Below are 16,778 nucleotides of genomic sequence, written 5' to 3' on the forward strand. Positions count from 1 at the left end.
ACCTGGTGACCGGCGTCACCACCCCTTCCCACCCCGTTTGCTACGGTTCAGGGACCGGCTGAGAGAGCGCTGAACGCCGCTCCGGCCGGTCCCGACGAGACGCGTCGTACCGGGCTCGCAAAGACGACGCACCCCCGCAATGCAACATTTACGGAGGTGCCGTCATGGCCTGGATCCTGTTGGTCGTCGCCGGACTCATCGAGGTGGCGTGGTCGATCGGGATGAAGTTCACCGAGGGCTTCACCCGACTGTGGCCGAGCGTCTTCACGATCATCGGCATCGCCGCCAGCATGGCCCTGCTCGCCCAGGCCGCCAGGACCCTGCCGATCGGCACGGCCTACGGCGTCTGGGTCGGCATAGGCGCGGCCGGCGCCGCGATCGTCGGCATGCTGGTCCTCGGCGAACCGGCGACCGCGGCCCGGATCTTCTTCATCGCCCTGCTGCTGGTGGCGGTGGTCGGCCTCAAGGCGACCTCGGGCCACTGACCGGCACTCGGAGGTCTCTCAGAGGTCTCTCAGAGGTAGAGCCCCGTGGAGTCCTCCGAGCCCTGGAGGCGCTCGGCGGCGACGGCGTGGAGGTCGCGTTCGCGCATCAGCACGTACGCGACCCCGCGCACCTCGACCTCCGCGCGCTCCTCGGGGTCGTACAGGACGCGGTCGCCCGGCTCGACCGTCCGCACGTTCTGGCCCACGGCGACCACCTCGGCCCAGTCGAGCCTGCGGCCGACCGCCGCGGTCGCCGGGATCACGATGCCGCCGGACGAGCGCCGCTCGCCCTCGCCCTTGTCCGTACGGACGAGCACGCGGTCGTGCAGCATACGGATGGGCAGCTTGTCATGGTGCTGCGCGTGTGCGGATTCAGGCGTCTCGGAGCTCACGGCACGACACCGTATCCCAGACGCTCAGCCGCGCCGACGCCGAGCCGAGAGCGCGAAGAGGCCGCCCACGACGGCGACGGTCACCAGCGCGACGGGAACGACGCGCTCCATGCGCGGAGCCCCGTCCTCGCCGACGAACTGCGCCCGTACGTCCGTGAGGGCACGGTTCGCCGCGACGTACGCGCGCCCGGCGGTCCTGTCCACCGCGGCGGACGCCTTCGCCTTCACGTCGCCCATGATCGTCTTGGGATGGACACGGACGGCGATCTCGTCCAGCGAGGCGGCGAGCTCCTGCCGCCTGCGGACGATGTCCGCCTCGATGTCCGCGGGGGTCCTGGCTTCCGGCACCGCGCTGCCTCCGTCGCTGTCAGTCGTCCGTCATACCGTGGCTGATGGACCACATCCTGTCAGTTCACCGGGTCACGCGCCCCACGGCACCCCCGATCGGCGCCGTCGGGCTACGCTCGGCCGCTGTCCGACCCGGCCGCGCCCCGGCCGCACACGTTCGAGGAGACGGAGACCAGATGAGCGAGCGACTCCAGCCCGGCGACACCGCGCCCGACTTCACGCTGCCCGACGCCGACGGGAAGCAGGTCTCGCTCGCGGACCACCGCGGCCGCAAGGTGATCGTCTATTTCTACCCCGCGGCGCTGACCCCCGGCTGCACCAAGCAGGCGTGCGACTTCACCGACAACCTCGACCTGCTCGCCGGGCAGGGGTACGACGTCATCGGCGTCTCCCCCGACAAGCCGGAGAAGCTCGCGAAGTTCCGCGAGAAGGAGGACCTGCGGGTCACGCTCGTCGGCGACCCCAGCAAGGAGACGATGGAGGCGTACGGCGCCTTCGGCGAGAAGAAGCTCTACGGGAAGACGGTCACCGGCGTCATCCGCTCGACCGTGATCCTGGACGAGGAGGGCAAGGTCGAGCGCGCGCTCTACAACGTCAAGGCGACCGGGCACGTCGCCAAGCTCATTCGCGACCTGGGCCTGGAGGAGCAGGGGGCCTGACCGCCACTGGCGTATCAATTGCCGCATAAGGGTGGATGTGTGCGGTACTCATGATCCATGAGTACCGAGGCGCCGAATCCCCCCGACCCGGCCGCCGTCAAGCGGCACCGCGCCCTCTTCCGTGCCGTCAAGCGGCGGCTGAGTCCCAGAATCCGCCGCAGCGACATCACGGTCACCGACGAGGCGACGGTACGCAGGGCCACAAAGGCGGCGGCCGTCGGGAACGCGATGGAGTGGTTCGACTTCGGGATCTACGCCTATCTCGCGGTCACGATCGGCAAGGTCTTCTTCCCCGGCGGGGGCAGCACCCAGCTCCTCGCGTCCTTCACCGCGTTCGCGGCGTCCTTCCTGGTCAGGCCGCTGGGCGGGCTCTTCTTCGGCCCGCTCGGCGACCGCGTCGGCCGGAAGAAGGTCCTCGCGCTCACGATGATGCTGATGGCGGCGGGCACCTTCTGCATCGGCCTCATCCCGAGCTATGACTCGATCGGCATCGCCTCGCCGATCCTCCTCCTGCTCTGCCGCGTCGTGCAGGGCTTCTCGACGGGCGGCGAGTACGGCGGCGCCGCCACGTTCATCGCCGAGTACGCCCCCGACAAGCGCCGCGGCTACTTCGGCAGCTTCCTGGAGCTGGGCACCCTCACCGGCTACACGGGCGCGGCCGCGCTCGTCCTCGTCCTGAACACCACGCTGGGCGAGCAGGGGATGCTCGACTGGGGCTGGCGCATCCCCTTCCTGGTCGGCGGCCCGATCGGCGCCGTCGGCCTCTATCTGCGGATGAGGCTCGACGAGACACCCGCGTTCCAGAAGCGCGCCGCCGAGCTGTCCCACTCCCCCGAGGCCGGCCGCGAGCAGGCCGCGGAGCCCAAGCTGTCGGAGAACGTGCCGCAGAAGGAGCTGAAGACGATCTTCGCCGAGCAGTGGCCCACGCTGCTGCTCTGCGTGGGCCTGGTCGCGGCGTACAACGTCACCGACTACATGCTGCTCTCGTACATGCCCGCGTATCTGACCAGCGAGCTGGACTACAAGGACTCGATGGAGCTGGTCGCGGCCATCATCGCCATGCTCGCGATGATGACGGTCCTCCAGCGGGTCGGCCATCTCAACGACCGCTTCGGCCGCAAGCCGGTCCTCCTCGCGGGCATGCTCGGCTTCCTCGTCCTGACCGTCCCGGCCTTCGCCCTCTTCCAGCAGGGCAGCTTCCTGGCGGTGCTCGGCGGGATGCTGATGCTCAGCGCCTGCCTGGTGTGTCTGCTGGGCACGATGTCCGCGACACTGCCCGCGCTCTTCCCCACGGACGTCCGCTACGGCTCGCTCTCCATCGGCTACAACGTCGCCACGTCCGTCTTCGGCGGCACGGCTCCCGGCATCATGACGTTCCTGGTCGACAGCACGGGCAACAAGCTGGCCCCCGCCTACTACTCCTCCGGCGCCGCCGTGCTCGGCATCATCGCGGTCCTGTGCATGAAGGAGACCTCGGGCCGGCCCCTGGAGGGCTCGCCGCCCTCGGTCAGCACGGAGGAAGAGGCCCGCGAACTCGCCCGCGCCCAGACCCACGAGCCGTCCTTCTGACCCTCTCCCCCTCCCTCCCCGCCGCCCCGCAGTACGATACGAGCGCGCGCGAGTGCCGGAATTGGTAGACGGGACGGCTTTAGGTGCCGGTGTCTTCGGACGTGGGGGTTCGAGTCCCCCCTCGCGCACTGCGGGTTCCACCCCTCCGGCCCGCCTCGGGCGGGCACAGGCACCGTCACCGGGCCTGCCCACCGTGCTGTGCGTGGCCCACGTCGAAGAACGACAGCGCGCCGCGGGACTTCGGCATTCAGCCGCATTTCAATGGAGATATTCCCTTTCCAGAACGGCAGAGGATCTCCATGTCCGCACGGTGGCGGTGTACAGACCTCTGAGCCGTGTACAAGCGGCATGATCGCGGCACAAGCGCGCCCCAGTTGCTTCCTCTGTTCCGCCCGGTGTTCCGGGAGGTAGATTGGGAGGCAAGTCCCCTGAGGGAGGCTGATTCGATGCCGTGGTTTCTCTGGCTGCTCGCCGCTGCGGCACTCGGTGCCGCGGAGTTTTTCACTCTGACACTGGTCTTCGGGCTGCTGGCGGGCGCCGCACTGGTCACCGCCGTGGTCGCCGGTGTGGGCATCGGAATTCTGGGCCAGCTCGTGGCCCTGGGAGTGACAGCGGCAGCGGGCCTTCTCGTCGTCCGGCCCGTCGCGCTGCGGCACATGACGCAGTCGCCCGTTACGCGAGAGGGCAGCGACGCACTGATCGGGAAGCGGGCCGAGGTCCTGCAGGAGGTCACCGCGACCCGCGGCCTCGTCAAACTTTCCGGCGAAGACTGGTCAGCGCGTTCTCTCGATGAAAGCCAGGTGATCCCGGTAGGAGCACTTGTGGATGTAATGGAGATCGAAGGCGCTACAGCTATCGTCTACCCCCACGAACTCCTTCCATGAGTGCCTGAAAAATAACCGATGGAGGAATTGTGGATCCGCTTGTCATTCCTATTCTTGTAGCGGCGATCGTCATCGTCTTCCTCGTGATCTCCACCGTCCGGATCGTGCCGCAGGCGCGCCGCTACAACATCGAGCGATTCGGCCGATATCACCGAACTCTGCAGCCCGGCCTGAATTTTGTCCTGCCGGTGGCGGACCGCGTCAACACCAAACTCGACGTGCGGGAGCAGGTGTATTCGTCCGACCCCAAGCCGGTGATCACCGAGGACAACCTCGTGGTGAACATCGACACCGTGCTCTATTACCAGATCACCGACCCGCGTTCGGCGGCGTACGAGGTCGCCAGTTATCTGCAGGCGATCGACCAGCTCACCGTGACCACACTGCGGAACGTCATCGGCAGCATGGACCTGGAGGGGACCCTCACCTCGCGTGAGGAGATCAACAACCGGCTCCGTGCCGTCCTCGACGACGCCACCGGCAAGTGGGGGATCCGGGTGAACCGTGTCGAGATCAAGGCCATCGATCCGCCGAACACCATCAAGGAAGCGATGGAGAAGCAGATGCGGGCCGAGCGTGACAAGCGCGCGGCCATCCTGCACGCCGAAGGGGAACGGCAGGCCAAGGTCCTCACCGCGGAAGGTACGAAGCAGAAGGACATCCTGGAGGCGCAGGGCACACAGCAGGCCATGATCTTGCGGGCCGACGGCGAGGCAAAGGCGGTGGAGCGCGTCTTCCAGGCCGTTCACCGCAACAACGCCGACCCGAAGGTCCTGGCCTACAAGTACCTGGAAACGCTGCCGCACTTGGCCCAGAGCGACAACAACACCTTCTGGGTGATCCCCGGGGAGCTGACCGAGGCGGTCCGCACCGTCACCAGCGCGTTCGGCGACCAGTCGGCGACGGGGCTCCCCGAATCCACGCGACGTGAGAGCGCGGCCGCCGCCGACGCGGACGACGCCTCGGACACGGGCGAGACCCCGGAGCTGGAGGCGGGCCCGCCCCTCTCGTTCGACTCCGACGCGGCCGCCAAGGAGGCCGCCGCTGCCGTGAACGAGGCCAAGGCCGAGGCCGAGGCTGCCAAGTCGCCGCAGATGCCGAACCGGGGCCAGAAGCCGGGCGACTGAACCTGTCGGCCTGCCGGGGCCGTTCGTCTACGCCCCGTGGTAGCGCAGGAGCAGCATCGCGGCGTCGTCGTGCAGCGGTGCCGCACTGTGCTCCACCAGGTCGGCGCGCAGCGTGGCCAGCGCGTCTTCCGGATCCGGTTCCTTGAGCAGCAGTCCGCGTTCTTCCAACGGGTAGAAACGGCCGGCCCGGTCGCGGGACTCGGAGACACCGTCGGTGTACAGCAGTATCTGGTCGCCGGGGACGAAGTCCACCCGGAACGGGCGCGGGCCCTCCGCGTCCAGGGCGCCGAGCCCCAAGGGGAGGGCGGGTCTCGGTGGTTCGATGAGGCGGACCTCGCCGTCGGGGCGGACGAGCAGCGGGGGCGGGTGGCCATGATTGAGCATGGTGACGCTGCGCTTGTCGGTGACCTCGGCGAGCACCGCCGTGCAGAACTTCTCCCCGGTCAACTGCCGCTCGGCGGCCCGTTCCAGCCGGGCGCTGACGGCGACGAGGTCGGCTTCGTCGTGCGCGGCCTCGCGGAACGCGCCGAGGATGTCGGCCACCGTCTCGACCGCCTCCAGCCCTTTGCCCTGGACGTCACCGACGATGACGCGGACGCCGCGGGGCGAGGCGACGACTTCGTACAGGTCGCCGCCGATGCGGGCCTCGGCCGCGGCTGAGGTGTAGGAGACGGCGACGCGAAGGTTCCCCGCGTGCCGGGGAACGGGCCGCAGGAGCACCCGCTGGGCGACTTCGGCGACGGAACGGACATGCGCCAGCTCGGTCATCCGCCGCTGCCGGGCGATCGCGACGATCGCCCCGGCCACCGTGACACCGGCGACCGAGGCCAGCGCGGTATAGCCGCGCCGCTCGCCCCACAGGTCATTCTGAATCGCCAGTTCGGTGCACAGGGCCAGCGCCAGGGCGCCGACGAGAGCCGTACGGCGCCAGCTCCCGGCCAGAGTGGCGAAGGCCGGGCCCAGCGAGACCAGAGGCAGGAAGCCCACGCCCGGGCCCGCCGTGAAGTCGATCACGGCGACGATCGCCATCACCGCGAACGGCAGGATGGAAAGCGTGAGGGAGCGCTGCCTCGCCTGTTCGGCCATGGGGGTCTCCGGCTGTACGAGAACTCAGGTGACGCCAGCGTGCCCACAGCTTGGCAACCTGGCCGAATGCGCACCGACAATAGGGGTTTCACTCTCTCTGGGAGAAAAAATCCGCTAGTTCGTGAGCGGATCGTCATCCGCGAGGCATGCTGGTGCGGCAGGATCCAGCCCCGGAAAGGGGCGGCAACCGCTCGCCCACCTCCGACAGCGCCGGGAAGCGGCGCACGAGACCGAGCAGCGCATGGCTTCACTCCCTCAGGCCGACCTCGCCCCCGCCGCCCGCCGCCCGCGCCAGGCGTGGGGAGGCATGGGGAACACACGTCTTACACATCTCATGTTCCACCCGTCAGCCAGCGGTACTCATCCCGCACCGATCGCGCGAAACAAGCTCGAAGCCCCCCTCGCGCACTGCGAGGGGGGCAACGGGAAGGGCATCTGCCCACCGGGCCGGGTGCCGGGCCGGGGGCCGGGGGCCGAACCGGATCGTACGAGCGGTCGCGGCACGGCCCCGGGGCCGTCACTGGGCCGTGATGCCCCCGTCGATGGCGAGGGCGCCGGCTGTGATGAAGCGGGACTCGTCGCTCAGGAGGAAGGCGACGAACGCCGCTATCTCGTCGGGCTGTGCCAGGCGGCCGACCGGGAGCATGCCCTCCACCTGGGCCCGGCCCTCGGGTGTCGCGCCCATCGTCTGGGCGAACAAGGGGGTGTCGACGCCGCCGGTGACCAGGGCGTTGACCCGGATCCCCGCCGTGGCGTTCTCCAGCGCTGCGGCGCGGGTCAGGCCGACCACGCCGTGCTTGGCGGCCACGTACGCGGCGACGGTCGGGGTGCCGGTCACTCCCAGGTTCGAGGCGTTGTTGACCACCGCGCCGCCGCCCGCGGCCTGGAGTGCCGGGATCTGGTACTTCAGCCCGTAGAAGACACTCGTCAGGTTGGCCTCCAGGTCCGCGTGCCAGTCGGTCGCGGCGATGTCGGGCACGGGGCCGAAGGCGTTCATGCCGCCGACGTTGTTGAACGCCCCGTCCAGGCGGCCGAATTCGGTGACGGCGGTCTCGACCAGCCGCGCGCAGTCCTCCTCGACGGTGACGTCGGCCGGGACGAACACCGCGCGTCCCCCGCCCGCACGGATCCCGGCGACGACCTCGTCGCCGATGTCCTTGCGGCGCGCGCCGATGACCACCGCGGCCCCCTCGGCCGCGAGCCGCTCGGCCGTGGCCCTGCCCATACCCGAATTGCCGCCCGTGACGAGGACGACCTTGTCCGTGAAGCGCGCCATGATGCGAACTTCCCTTCTTCCACAAAGAGTTCGACAGACTTACTCGATACACGACACGTGCCGTGTCGCCATCTGCCGTGAAGCGTGCCCCGCCGCATGGACCCTTGTCAACACGACCCGTGTCGTTTCCAGTAGAGTGGGGTCATGCCCAGTCAGCCGGAACCCAGCCCGCCGGAATCCCGGCAGCCCGATCCACAGCGCCGCAGCGAGAGGAGCCGCCGCGCGATCCTCGACGCCACCCTCGACCTGTGCGCCGAGCACGGGTACGGGCCGGTGACCGTGGAGGCCATCGCCGCGCGGGCCGGGGTCAGCAAGAAGACGATCTACCGCTGGTGGCCCTCGAAGGGCGCGGTCGTCCTGGAGGCGCTCCACGAGGCCGCCGACCCGGTCTCGGGCTTCCCCGACACCGGGGACCTGCGCGCGGACCTGCTGACCCAGATGGAGGCGCTGCTGCGCGGCCTGCTGGGCAGCCCGCGCTTCGGCCGCGCGCTGATAGGCCTGATCGCCGACACCCACCACAACGTGGAGCTGGCGCACGGCCTGCAGACGGTCCTTTTCCAGCCGCGCATCGACGACGGCCGTGCCCGCCTGGCCAAGGCCCGCGAGGCGGGCCAGATCAGCCCGGACGCCGATCTCGACCTGGCCATGGAGCTGCTGTACGGGCCGGTCTACTACCGCCTGCTCCTGCACCAGGGCGACCTGCACGGGGGCACCGAGCTGGAGTCGCTCGTCGACCACGCGCTGCGCGCCCTGGCTCCCTGATCCCCGCCCACCGCCCCTTGACCCCCGCTCCGGCGGGCGTCAGGAGTCGGTGGCCGACGCGTGGCGGGCCAGCTCCGTTGCCAGGCGGCACATTGCCGTGCCGTTCGCGCGGCGCATCGTGGCGCGCACGAAGGGGGCCAGCATGCGGTCGGCGAGTGGGGCGCTCTCCCACGCATAGGTGAACGCGACGCGGCTCCCGGCTCCGGCCCCGGCCCCGGCCCCGGCCCCGGCCCCGGTGCCCAACGGCTCGACGGTGTACGTGCCGTGAGCCCGGCGCCGGCCGCCCGCGCTGATGTTGCGCTCGACGATGCGGCGCGGCGCCTCGGCCTCGACGACCTCGATGTCGACGTCGGCCTTCGCGCCCGCCAGGGCGGCCGTGACCGTGGCGCGGGCGCCGACGCCGCGGGCGGGGCCTTCGTAGCGCCAGCCCGTCATGTAGTGGTTCGTGAAGCGCTCGTGGTGAGCCATGACGTCGAGGAAGTCGTAGACCTGCTCGGGCGTCTGCGGAACGTCGATCGACACGGTGACGGGCCTCATGTACCAGACGGTACATGGACCATGTACCAATTGGTACACTCCCGCGGTGACGCATACCGACGCCGCCGGGGAGCAGGATCGGGCCCAGGACCAGGACCAGGACCAGGACCGGCGGGCGCGGCTCGTGGACGCCGCCGTCGACCACGTCACCGAGCACGGCATCGCGGACCTCAGCCTGCGCCGTCTCGGTGCCGCGATCGGCGTCAGTCACCGGATGCTGATCCACTACTTCGGCAGCAAGGAGCAGTTGCTCGCCGAGATCGTCCGGACGTCGGAGCGGCGCCAGCGCGCCCTGCTCTCGCGGCTCCACGAGGAGAGCGGCCTCGCGCCCACGGAGGTCGCGCGGCTGCTGTGGCGGCAGTTGACGGACCCTCGGCTGGCCGGTCAGGAGCGGCTCTTCTTCGAAATCTGCGGATACGCGCTACGGGGACGCCCCGAGGCCGTCCGGGTCCTGGACGGCCTCGTGTCCGACTGGCTGGAACCGCTCGCGGCGGCCGAGACCGCCGCGGGCGCGGATCCCGCCTCGGCCCGCGCCCGCGCGAGGCTGGGCCTCGCGACCGTCCGCGGCCTCCTGCTCGACCTGCTCGCCACCGGCGACCGCGCCGGGGTGGACGCGGCGATGGAGGAGTTCCTCCGGCTGTACTACGGACCGGACCGCTGAGCGCCGGGCCGCTGAGGGTTTGACCTCAGGACGCCGTCGTCGCGAAGTCGTGGATCACGACGCTCGGCGGCGCGTAGCGCGCGAGCGCGTCGGACAGTCCGGCGTGCCGCCCGCCGCCCATGGGGGGCTTGCGGACCGTGACGGAGCCGCCGCCTCCGGACCGGTGCAGCACCAGGGAGGACTTCCGCCGCTCGATCCCCGCCACCTCGTTCCAGCCGACGCGCACGGTGCGGACGCCCTGGCGGTACGTGACGCCCTCCGCGTCGACGGTGACGCGGTACGGGAACAGCGCCCACACGGCGAGGACGAACAGCACGCACATGACCGTGTTGACCGGGACGACCAGCGGCAGCGGCTCGTAGAAGACGGAGCCGGGGTCGTTCTCGTGCAGGGCCTGGAGGGTGACCATGGGCGCGGTCAGCCCGGCGAACGCGAGCGACCACACCGTGCAGACCAGCGTCCGCCACACCTTGCCGCGCACGAAGGTCACCTGGTCCGCGGGCGCCCGTACGCCGGAGACGGGACCCGTCGTCGCGGGGCCTGTCGTCGCGGGGCCCGTCGTCGCGGGGGCCGGGGTCGGCGTCGGCGTCGGCGCTGATGCGGGCGCAGGCGTGGGCGTCGGCGCAGGCGTGGGCATGGGCATGGGCGTCGCGGCCGGTGCCGGTGCCGGGGTCCGCCCCGAGGAGGCCCGGGCCACGGCCGGTTCCCGCTCCCGCTCCGACTCCGGTTCCGGCGCCAGCTCCGGCGCCCCCTCCTCCCGTACGTCCGTGAACACGCTCGGCGCCGGGCCGAACGCGCCCCCGGGCGCGGGCGCGGGCACACCGGCAACGGCCCCGGCGGCGGCCGGGCCCCCGTCGCCGCCCGGTCGCGGGGCGACATGGGCCAGCACCTGCTCCGGCGTGGGTCTGCGCTCCGGTTCCTTGTCCATGCAGGCCGCCACCAGTGGCTGGAGGGAGGCGGGCAGCGCGGTGAGGTTCGGATCGTTGTGCACCGCGCGGTACATCAGCGTCATGGAGTCGCCCTCGCCGAACGGGCGTCCCCCGGCGGCGTGGACGAGCACGGCGCCCAGCGCGAAGACGTCGGCCGGGGGGCCGATCTCGCGGTCGCCCTGGACCTGTTCGGGCGAGAAGAAGCCCGGAGTGCCCACGGAGACATGGGTGTTGGTGAAGCGGGTGGCCTCCAGCGCGCGGGCGATGCCGAAGTCGAGGACGCGCGGGCCGTCGTCGCTGAGGATGATGTTGGCGGGCTTGAGGTCGCGGTGGACCAGGTCGTTGCCGTGGATGGCCTGGAGCGCCTCGGCGAGCGCCGCGCCGAGCGCGCACAGCCGCTCCTCGTCCATCGGCCCGTCCTCGCCGATGGCGCGCGCGAGCGTACGGCCGGGTATGAAGGCGGTCGTCATCCACGGCGGGACCGCGTCCGGGTCTGCGTCGATGACCTGGGCCGTGTGAAAGCCGCCGACGCGCTGCGCGGCCTCGATCTCCGTGCGGAACCGGGCGCGGAAGTCCGGGTCGGCGCCGAGTTCCGGCTTGGCCACCTTCACCGCGACCGAACGGCCGCCGCGCGAACGGCCCTTGTAGACGGTGCCCATACCGCCCTCGCCGAGCTTGCCGACGATCTCGTACGAGCCAATGCTGCGCGGGTCGTCCGCGCCGAGCTGAAACACGGTGGTGGGTTCCCCTCTGAAGCCACAACGTCCGTCGCTGGCCAACGGCGCCGGTGCCGACGCTCTTCGCCAGTCTGGCTCCACCGGCAACATTCGTACCATCCTCCCCAAAGGAAGGGGAAGTTCGTGGATGGGTTCCAGGGGATGGACGACAGGGGACACGTGCTGGTGACCGGCGCCGGGAAGGGCATCGGGCTGGCGGTCTCGCGGAGGCTCGCGGAGGCGGGGTACGGGGTCGTCGGGGTGGCGAGGAACGAGCCCGAGGACGGTTTCCCCGGCACGTTCCTGCGCTGCGATCTCTCCGACGTCGAGGACACCGCGCGCATGCTGGCGGAGGCGGCCCGGGGGCGTACGGTCACCCGCGTCGTGAACAACGCGGGCATCGCGCTCCCCCAGCCCCTCGAAGAACTGGAGCTGGCGGCTCTCGGGCAGGTCGTGGACCTGAACCTGCGCGCCTCCGTGCAGATCACGCAGGCCCTCGTGCCGGGCATGCGCGCGGCGGGCTTCGGGCGGATCGTCAACGTGACCTCGCGGGCGACGTACGGCGCGCGGGACCGTACGTCCTACGCGGCGGCCAAGAGCGCGCTGGTCGGCTGCACCCGTGCGTGGGCGCTGGAGCTGGCGCCGGACGGCATCACGTCGAACGCCGTGTCCCCCGGCCCCACCGCCACCGAACTCTTCCGCCGCGCGCGGCCAGTCGGCAGCGAGGGCGAGCGCGCGGCCCTCGCGTCGATCCCGCTGGGGCGCCTGGGCACGCCCGAGGACGTCGCCGCGGCCGTCGCGTTCCTGCTGTCGGAGGACGCGGGGTTCATCACCGGGCACGTCCTCGACGTCGACGGGGGCAGCAGCCTCGGCGGACGGTGACCCCGCGTCCGCGCCGTCACCGGCCCCCGCGCATCACCCTGCGGGCGCGGGTCAGTTCGCCGAGGAAGGCGGAGGCGCCGGACGGGCGCGCGGGCCCCGGCGTCAGCGACACCCGGCGCTCCGGCCGCCTCTCGCCCCGCCGTACGACCTGGACCGAGGCGATCACCACCGCGAGCCCGAAGGCCGTCTGGAGGCCGAAGGGTTCGCCGAACATCAGCGCGCCCCAGACCGCCGTGACCGGCGCCATCAGGAACATCAGGGTGTTCACGGCGGTGACGCCCGAGCGGCGCAGCAGCAGCCAGTAGAGGCCGTAGCCGCCGAAGGTCGAGAGGACCACGAGCCAGGTCACCGCCGTCCAGAACTCGGCCGTCGCGGGCGGCAGCGCGTCCCCCGTCGCCAGCGCCAGCGCGGAGAAGACGGCCGCGCTCACCGTGCTGTGGAGGGTCAGCGCCGTCATCGGCGGGACGTCGGCGCGGGCGCGGCGCTCCAGGAAGGTGGCCGCGACGAGCGACAGCATGCCGAGGAACGGGACGAGATACGCCCACCAGGCCACGTCCGTACTCGTACCCGAGTGCGCGTCCGCCGTGGTGACGAGGGCGACGCCCGCCAGCCCGAGCAGGAGGCCGAGCCACTGGGAACGGGTGACGTACTGGCCGAGCAGCGGGCCCAGCAACGCACCCGCCACCAGGGGCTGCGTGCCGTCGATGAGCGCGGTCGTGCCGCTGGAGACGCCGAGCTGGATGGCCCAGTAGACGGTCAGCAGATAGCCGCTCTGGGAGAGCAGCCCGATGACGGCCTGCCGTCCGACCGTACGGGCGCTGAGCGTACGGCCGGGGCCGTCACGGGGGTGGCGACGGCGGCGGATGTGCCGGGCGAGGGCCGCGGCGGCCAGCAGCGCGAGGGCCAGCGGCAGGAAGCGCCACATCAGCAGCGTGACGGCGCTCGCGCTGCCCGCCCCGAGCTTCGCGCCGATGAAGCCGGAGCTCCAGGTGATCACGAAGGCCACGGACAGGAGGACGTTCATGGTCAGCACCTCGGACGAGTAAACCGATCTGTATACCTCTCGGCGCCCACTATACAGATGGGTTTACTCTGGTGTCATGACCACCAAGAAGCCGCACCGGGTCGAGCTGACACCCGCCGCGCGGCGCGCCCTCCGGGCCGCCGAGCGGCTCTTCTACGCGCACGGGATCCACGCGGTCGGGGTCGATCTGATCGCGGCCGAGGCCGGGATCACGAAGAAGACGCTCTACGACCGCTTCGGCTCGAAGGAGCAGCTCGTCGTCGAGTACCTCGCGGGGCGCGACGAGCGCTGGCGGGCGTTCCTGGCCGAGCGGCTGGAAGCGCGGGAAGGGGCCCCGGCGGGCGAGCGGATCGACGCCGTCTTCGTCGCGGCCCGCGACTGGGCGGAGCGGGAGGGCGGCAAGGGCTGCTCGATGGTCAACGCGCACGCGGAGATCAGCGACCCCGCCCACCCCGCGTACGCGGTGATCACGGGCCACAAGCGGTGGATGCGCGACCTCTTCGCCGACTTGGCCGGGGACGAGGAGTCGGGCCGCACCCTCACCCTGCTGTACGAGGGCGCCCTCGTCGCGTACGGCCTCCAGGTCTTCCCCGAGGCCTTCGACCACGCCCGTACGCAGGCCCGGCAGCTCGTCGGCCGCGCGGCGTCGCGCTCAGGGGCGTCCGGCGACCAGTGAATGAGCCGCCAGCCGCGCGGCGCGGGCCACCAGCGGGTTGTCCGTCGGGCCCTGCGGGTCGTGCTTGGCGGAGAGGATCACGAGGACGAGCGGAGGGCCGTCAGGGGGCCGTACGACGCCCGCGTCGTTCGCGACCCCGTACGCGCTGCCGCCGCCCGTCTTGTCCGCGAGGGTCCAGCCGGGGAGGGCCTCGCGGAAGCGTTCCGTGTTGGTGGTGTTGGCGACGAGCCAGCCGGTGAGCCGTTCGCGGTCGGGGCGTTCGAGGGCACTGCCGAGCAGCAGCCGTCCGAGGGTCCCGCCGAGGGCGCGCGGGGTGGTGGTGTCGGTCTCGCGCCAGGGCTCGGCGGAGTTCAGCTCCGGCTCCCAGCGGTCGAGGCGCGTCTCGCGGTCCCCCAGCGAGCGGCTGAAGCGGGTGATGGCCGTGGGGCCGCCGAGCTGCTGGAGCAGCAGGTTCCCCGCCGTGTTGTCGCTCTCGCCGACGGTGGCAGCGCACAGCTCGCCGACCGTCATGCCGTGCTCGATGTTCTCGGCCTTGCCGGTCACGGGCGAGTAGCCGGACTTGCGGACGTACGCCGCCGTGTAGTGGAGGCGCTTCGCGAGGAACTCGCCGTGGTGGTCGAGGTCGCGCAGGACCGCGGCGGCGGCGAGCGCCTTGAAGACGGAGCAGAGCGGGAAGCGGTCCCGGGCGCGGTGGGCGACCGTCGCGCCCGTGGACGGGTCGAGGGCGAAGACGCCGAGCCGGGCCGCGTACTCCTTCTCCAGCGCGCTGAACCGGTGTTCGAGCCCGGCGGCCCCGGCCGACTTCCCCCGCGGCTGCCCCGTCGACTGCCCCGTCGGCGTCGCGGTCGCGGTGCCGGGCGCGGCGACGGTGAGCGTGGTCAGCGCCGCGGCCGTTCCGGCGCCCAGGGTGAGGACCCTGCGCCGGGTGAGGGTGGAGTGCACGGTGTGCTTCCTTTCTGTGCGAGGGCCCTGTCGCCCCTCGCCTCTCTCGTCGTCGGCGTGTCTCTCGTCGTCGTCAGCGTGCGAGGTTCTTCAGGAAGCGGGCCGCCACCGGGCCCGCGTCCGAGCCGCCCGAGCCGCCGTCCTCCAGGAGCACCGCCCAGGCGAGGTCGTCGTCGCCCTGGTAGCCGATCATCCAGGCGTGGGTACGGGGCGGGTCGTCGGTGCCGAACTCGGCGGTGCCCGTCTTGGCGTGCGGCGTGCCCGGCAGTCCCTTGAGCGCGTGCCCGGAGCCGGAGGTCACCGTCTCGCGCATCAGGGCGCGCAGGTCGGAGGCGACCTTCGGGGAGAGCTTCCCGGGCGCCTTGTACTTCTCGTCCACCTCGTCCGGCACCAGCACCGGCTGGGCGAACGTGCCCCTCTTCACCGTGGCCGCGAGCGAGGCCATCACCAGCGGCGAGGCCTGCACCCGTGCCTGGCCGATGACGGCGGCGGCCTTGTCGTTGGCGCCGTTGTTGACGGGGACCTTGCCGTCGTACGTCGTCGTGCCGACGTCCCATCGGCCGCCGACGCCGAACGCGCGCGCGGTGTCGCGCAGCGCCGAGTCGGAGAGCCGGTCGCGGGCGCCGACGAAGAAGGTGTTGCAGGACTCGGCGAACGCGTCCTCGAACGTCGAGCCCTTCGGCAGCGTGAACTTCCCCTGGTTCTCGAAGCGTTGCCCGTCCACGTGTGCGAACTTGGGGCAGGGCGCGGGGTCCGAGGGCCGCATGCCCTTCTGCAGGAGCGCGGCGGTGGTGACGACCTTGAACGTGGAGCCCGGCGGATAGCGGCCCTCCAGCGCCCGGTTCATGCCGCCGGGCTTGTTGGCGGCGGCGAGGATGTCCCCGTTCCGCGGGTCGACGGCGACGAGTGCCGCGTTCTTCTTCACCTTGCCCAGCGCGTCGGCCGCGGCCCGCTGCACGCGCGGATCGATGGTCGTCCGCACGGGCTTGCCCTTGGCCTTCTCGACCTTGGAGAGCGTACGGACGGCCTGTCCGCTGTTCCGGTCGGCGACGACGACGGCCTTGTGCGGGCCCTTGCCGCCGGAGAGCCGGTCGTCATAACGGGCTTCGAGGCCCGAGACCCCCTTGCCGCTCTTCTCGTCGACCGAGCCGGTGAGCGAGGCGGCCTCCAGCGGGTCGCCCTCGCGGTCGAGGATCCTCGCGCGGTTGGCGCGGTTGGAGAGCGCGAGGGTCTGGCCCGAGCGCAGCTCCGGGTGCACGGTCGAGGAGCGGAACGCGACGGTCCAGGTGCCCGAGCGTTCGCGCATCCGCGCCTCGGACCGCCACTCGTACGTGCCCGCGCCGGGGATCCGCATCGAGACGGTGAACGGGATGCCGACCTGACCCCCGTCCTTCGTCCCGCCGTCCTCGGCGGTGATGCGCGTACGGCTCGGGTCGAGGTTGGTCATGACCGATTCGAGGAGCGACTCGGCGCTGTCCGGGCTGTCGGTGTACGAGCCCGCGCGGCCCGGCTCGTTCGCCTGCCAGGCGCGCAGGAAGCGGTCGAAGCGCTCCCCCGCCGCCGTGACCCTCGGGTCGGCGGACTCGTCGCCGAGGAGCCGGTATCCGGCGTAGCCGCCGCCCGCCAGCACCACCACGGCCAGGGCGATGACGCCGGCGAGCCGCTTCCGGCCGCCGGGGCGGGGCGCACGGTACAGCGGGGAGTTCTCCGGACCTGTCGGGGGCGCCAGGTGCGGTCCGTCCGGATGCTCCGGGTGCGATTGCGACAAAACGGCCTCCTTCGCTGTACCGCGGCTGAGGCTCAGTGAAGTCCCGGGGGCCGGT

The 16,778-nt window shown here is 71.5% G+C and carries 18 protein-coding genes, 1 tRNA gene and 1 riboswitch; of the genes, 10 read left to right on the forward strand and 9 right to left on the reverse strand.

The window, feature by feature from the left end; genetic code table 11:
* Positions 1–70 precede the first annotated feature (70 nt).
* A riboswitch (guanidine-III (ykkC-III) riboswitch) is annotated at positions 71–133 on the forward strand.
* A 31-nt stretch (positions 134–164) separates the two neighbouring features.
* On the forward strand, positions 165–485 hold the full coding sequence (locus ABD343_RS27520; protein ID WP_344532022.1) for a DMT family transporter: 321 nt from the start codon (positions 165–167) through the stop codon (positions 483–485).
* Between the two features lie 29 nt (positions 486–514).
* Here ABD343_RS27520 and ABD343_RS27525 read toward each other — a convergent pair whose 3' ends face one another.
* Together ABD343_RS27525 and ABD343_RS27530 are read right to left on the reverse strand one after the other, a co-directional pair.
* Positions 515–817, reverse strand: a complete 303-nt coding sequence (locus ABD343_RS27525) for a GroES family chaperonin (protein WP_393734947.1) — start codon at positions 815–817, stop codon at positions 515–517.
* Between the two features lie 84 nt (positions 818–901).
* On the reverse strand, positions 902–1,225 hold the full coding sequence (locus tag ABD343_RS27530) for a DUF3618 domain-containing protein (protein WP_344532024.1): 324 nt from the start codon (positions 1,223–1,225) through the stop codon (positions 902–904).
* A gap of 176 nt (positions 1,226–1,401) precedes the next feature.
* Here ABD343_RS27530 and bcp point away from each other — a divergent pair, with 176 nt between their 5' ends.
* The 5 genes from bcp to ABD343_RS27555 all read left to right on the forward strand — a co-directional run bounded on the left by bcp (position 1,402) and on the right by ABD343_RS27555 (position 5,464).
* The gene (gene bcp / locus ABD343_RS27535; RefSeq protein ID WP_344532025.1) at positions 1,402–1,884 is read left to right on the forward strand and encodes a thioredoxin-dependent thiol peroxidase; all 483 of its coding nucleotides are present in this window, start codon (positions 1,402–1,404) and stop codon (positions 1,882–1,884) included.
* A gap of 57 nt (positions 1,885–1,941) precedes the next feature.
* Entirely contained in the window at positions 1,942–3,453 is a 1,512-nt protein-coding gene (locus tag ABD343_RS27540) for an MFS transporter (protein WP_344532026.1), read from the forward strand.
* A 46-nt stretch (positions 3,454–3,499) separates the two neighbouring features.
* Positions 3,500–3,581: transfer RNA gene (locus tag ABD343_RS27545), tRNA-Leu, on the forward strand.
* Positions 3,582–3,899: 318 nt separating this feature from the next.
* Positions 3,900–4,337, forward strand: coding sequence for an NfeD family protein (locus tag ABD343_RS27550; protein WP_344532027.1), 438 nt, complete (start codon positions 3,900–3,902; stop codon positions 4,335–4,337).
* Positions 4,338–4,366: 29 nt separating this feature from the next.
* Entirely contained in the window at positions 4,367–5,464 is a 1,098-nt protein-coding gene (locus ABD343_RS27555) for an SPFH domain-containing protein (RefSeq protein WP_344532028.1), read from the forward strand.
* 27 nt (positions 5,465–5,491) lie between these two features.
* Here the strand turns inward: ABD343_RS27555 and ABD343_RS27560 are convergent, their stop codons facing one another.
* The gene (locus ABD343_RS27560; protein ID WP_344532029.1) at positions 5,492–6,550 is read right to left on the reverse strand and encodes a PP2C family protein-serine/threonine phosphatase; all 1,059 of its coding nucleotides are present in this window, start codon (positions 6,548–6,550) and stop codon (positions 5,492–5,494) included.
* A 517-nt stretch (positions 6,551–7,067) separates the two neighbouring features.
* A complete protein-coding gene (locus ABD343_RS27565; RefSeq protein WP_344532030.1) occupies positions 7,068–7,826 on the reverse strand; it encodes an SDR family NAD(P)-dependent oxidoreductase in 759 nt (252 codons plus the stop codon).
* A 144-nt stretch (positions 7,827–7,970) separates the two neighbouring features.
* On the opposite strand from ABD343_RS27565, the gene ABD343_RS27570 reads away from it, so the two are divergent.
* On the forward strand, positions 7,971–8,588 hold the full coding sequence (locus ABD343_RS27570) for a TetR/AcrR family transcriptional regulator (RefSeq protein ID WP_344532031.1): 618 nt from the start codon (positions 7,971–7,973) through the stop codon (positions 8,586–8,588).
* 39 nt (positions 8,589–8,627) lie between these two features.
* Here ABD343_RS27570 and ABD343_RS27575 read toward each other — a convergent pair whose 3' ends face one another.
* Positions 8,628–9,125, reverse strand: coding sequence for an SRPBCC family protein (locus ABD343_RS27575; protein WP_344532032.1), 498 nt, complete (start codon positions 9,123–9,125; stop codon positions 8,628–8,630).
* A 46-nt stretch (positions 9,126–9,171) separates the two neighbouring features.
* Between ABD343_RS27575 and ABD343_RS27580 the strand changes: the two genes are divergently transcribed.
* Positions 9,172–9,786, forward strand: a complete 615-nt coding sequence (locus ABD343_RS27580) for a TetR family transcriptional regulator (protein WP_344532033.1) — start codon at positions 9,172–9,174, stop codon at positions 9,784–9,786.
* A gap of 25 nt (positions 9,787–9,811) precedes the next feature.
* Here the strand turns inward: ABD343_RS27580 and ABD343_RS27585 are convergent, their stop codons facing one another.
* Positions 9,812–11,449, reverse strand: coding sequence for a serine/threonine-protein kinase (locus tag ABD343_RS27585; RefSeq protein ID WP_344532034.1), 1,638 nt, complete (start codon positions 11,447–11,449; stop codon positions 9,812–9,814).
* A gap of 144 nt (positions 11,450–11,593) precedes the next feature.
* Here ABD343_RS27585 and ABD343_RS27590 point away from each other — a divergent pair, with 144 nt between their 5' ends.
* A complete protein-coding gene (locus tag ABD343_RS27590; RefSeq protein ID WP_344532268.1) occupies positions 11,594–12,313 on the forward strand; it encodes an SDR family oxidoreductase in 720 nt (239 codons plus the stop codon).
* A 16-nt stretch (positions 12,314–12,329) separates the two neighbouring features.
* On the opposite strand, the gene ABD343_RS27595 is transcribed toward ABD343_RS27590, so the two are convergent.
* Positions 12,330–13,337, reverse strand: coding sequence for a DMT family transporter (locus tag ABD343_RS27595; RefSeq protein ID WP_344532035.1), 1,008 nt, complete (start codon positions 13,335–13,337; stop codon positions 12,330–12,332).
* A 76-nt stretch (positions 13,338–13,413) separates the two neighbouring features.
* On the opposite strand from ABD343_RS27595, the gene ABD343_RS27600 reads away from it, so the two are divergent.
* On the forward strand, positions 13,414–14,013 hold the full coding sequence (locus ABD343_RS27600) for a TetR/AcrR family transcriptional regulator (RefSeq protein ID WP_344532036.1): 600 nt from the start codon (positions 13,414–13,416) through the stop codon (positions 14,011–14,013).
* Here the strand turns inward: ABD343_RS27600 and bla are convergent.
* Positions 13,990–14,955 (reverse strand): class A beta-lactamase, encoded by a 966-nt coding sequence (gene bla / locus ABD343_RS27605; protein ID WP_344532037.1) that lies wholly within the window; start codon positions 14,953–14,955, stop codon positions 13,990–13,992. The genes ABD343_RS27600 and bla overlap by 24 nt on opposite strands.
* A 73-nt stretch (positions 14,956–15,028) precedes the next feature.
* Entirely contained in the window at positions 15,029–16,723 is a 1,695-nt protein-coding gene (locus tag ABD343_RS27610) for a penicillin-binding transpeptidase domain-containing protein (RefSeq protein WP_344532038.1), read from the reverse strand.
* Positions 16,724–16,778 lie beyond the last annotated feature (55 nt).

It is taken from the genome of Streptomyces albiaxialis (assembly GCF_039530985.1).
Taxonomy (GTDB): domain Bacteria; phylum Actinomycetota; class Actinomycetes; order Streptomycetales; family Streptomycetaceae; genus Streptomyces; species Streptomyces albiaxialis.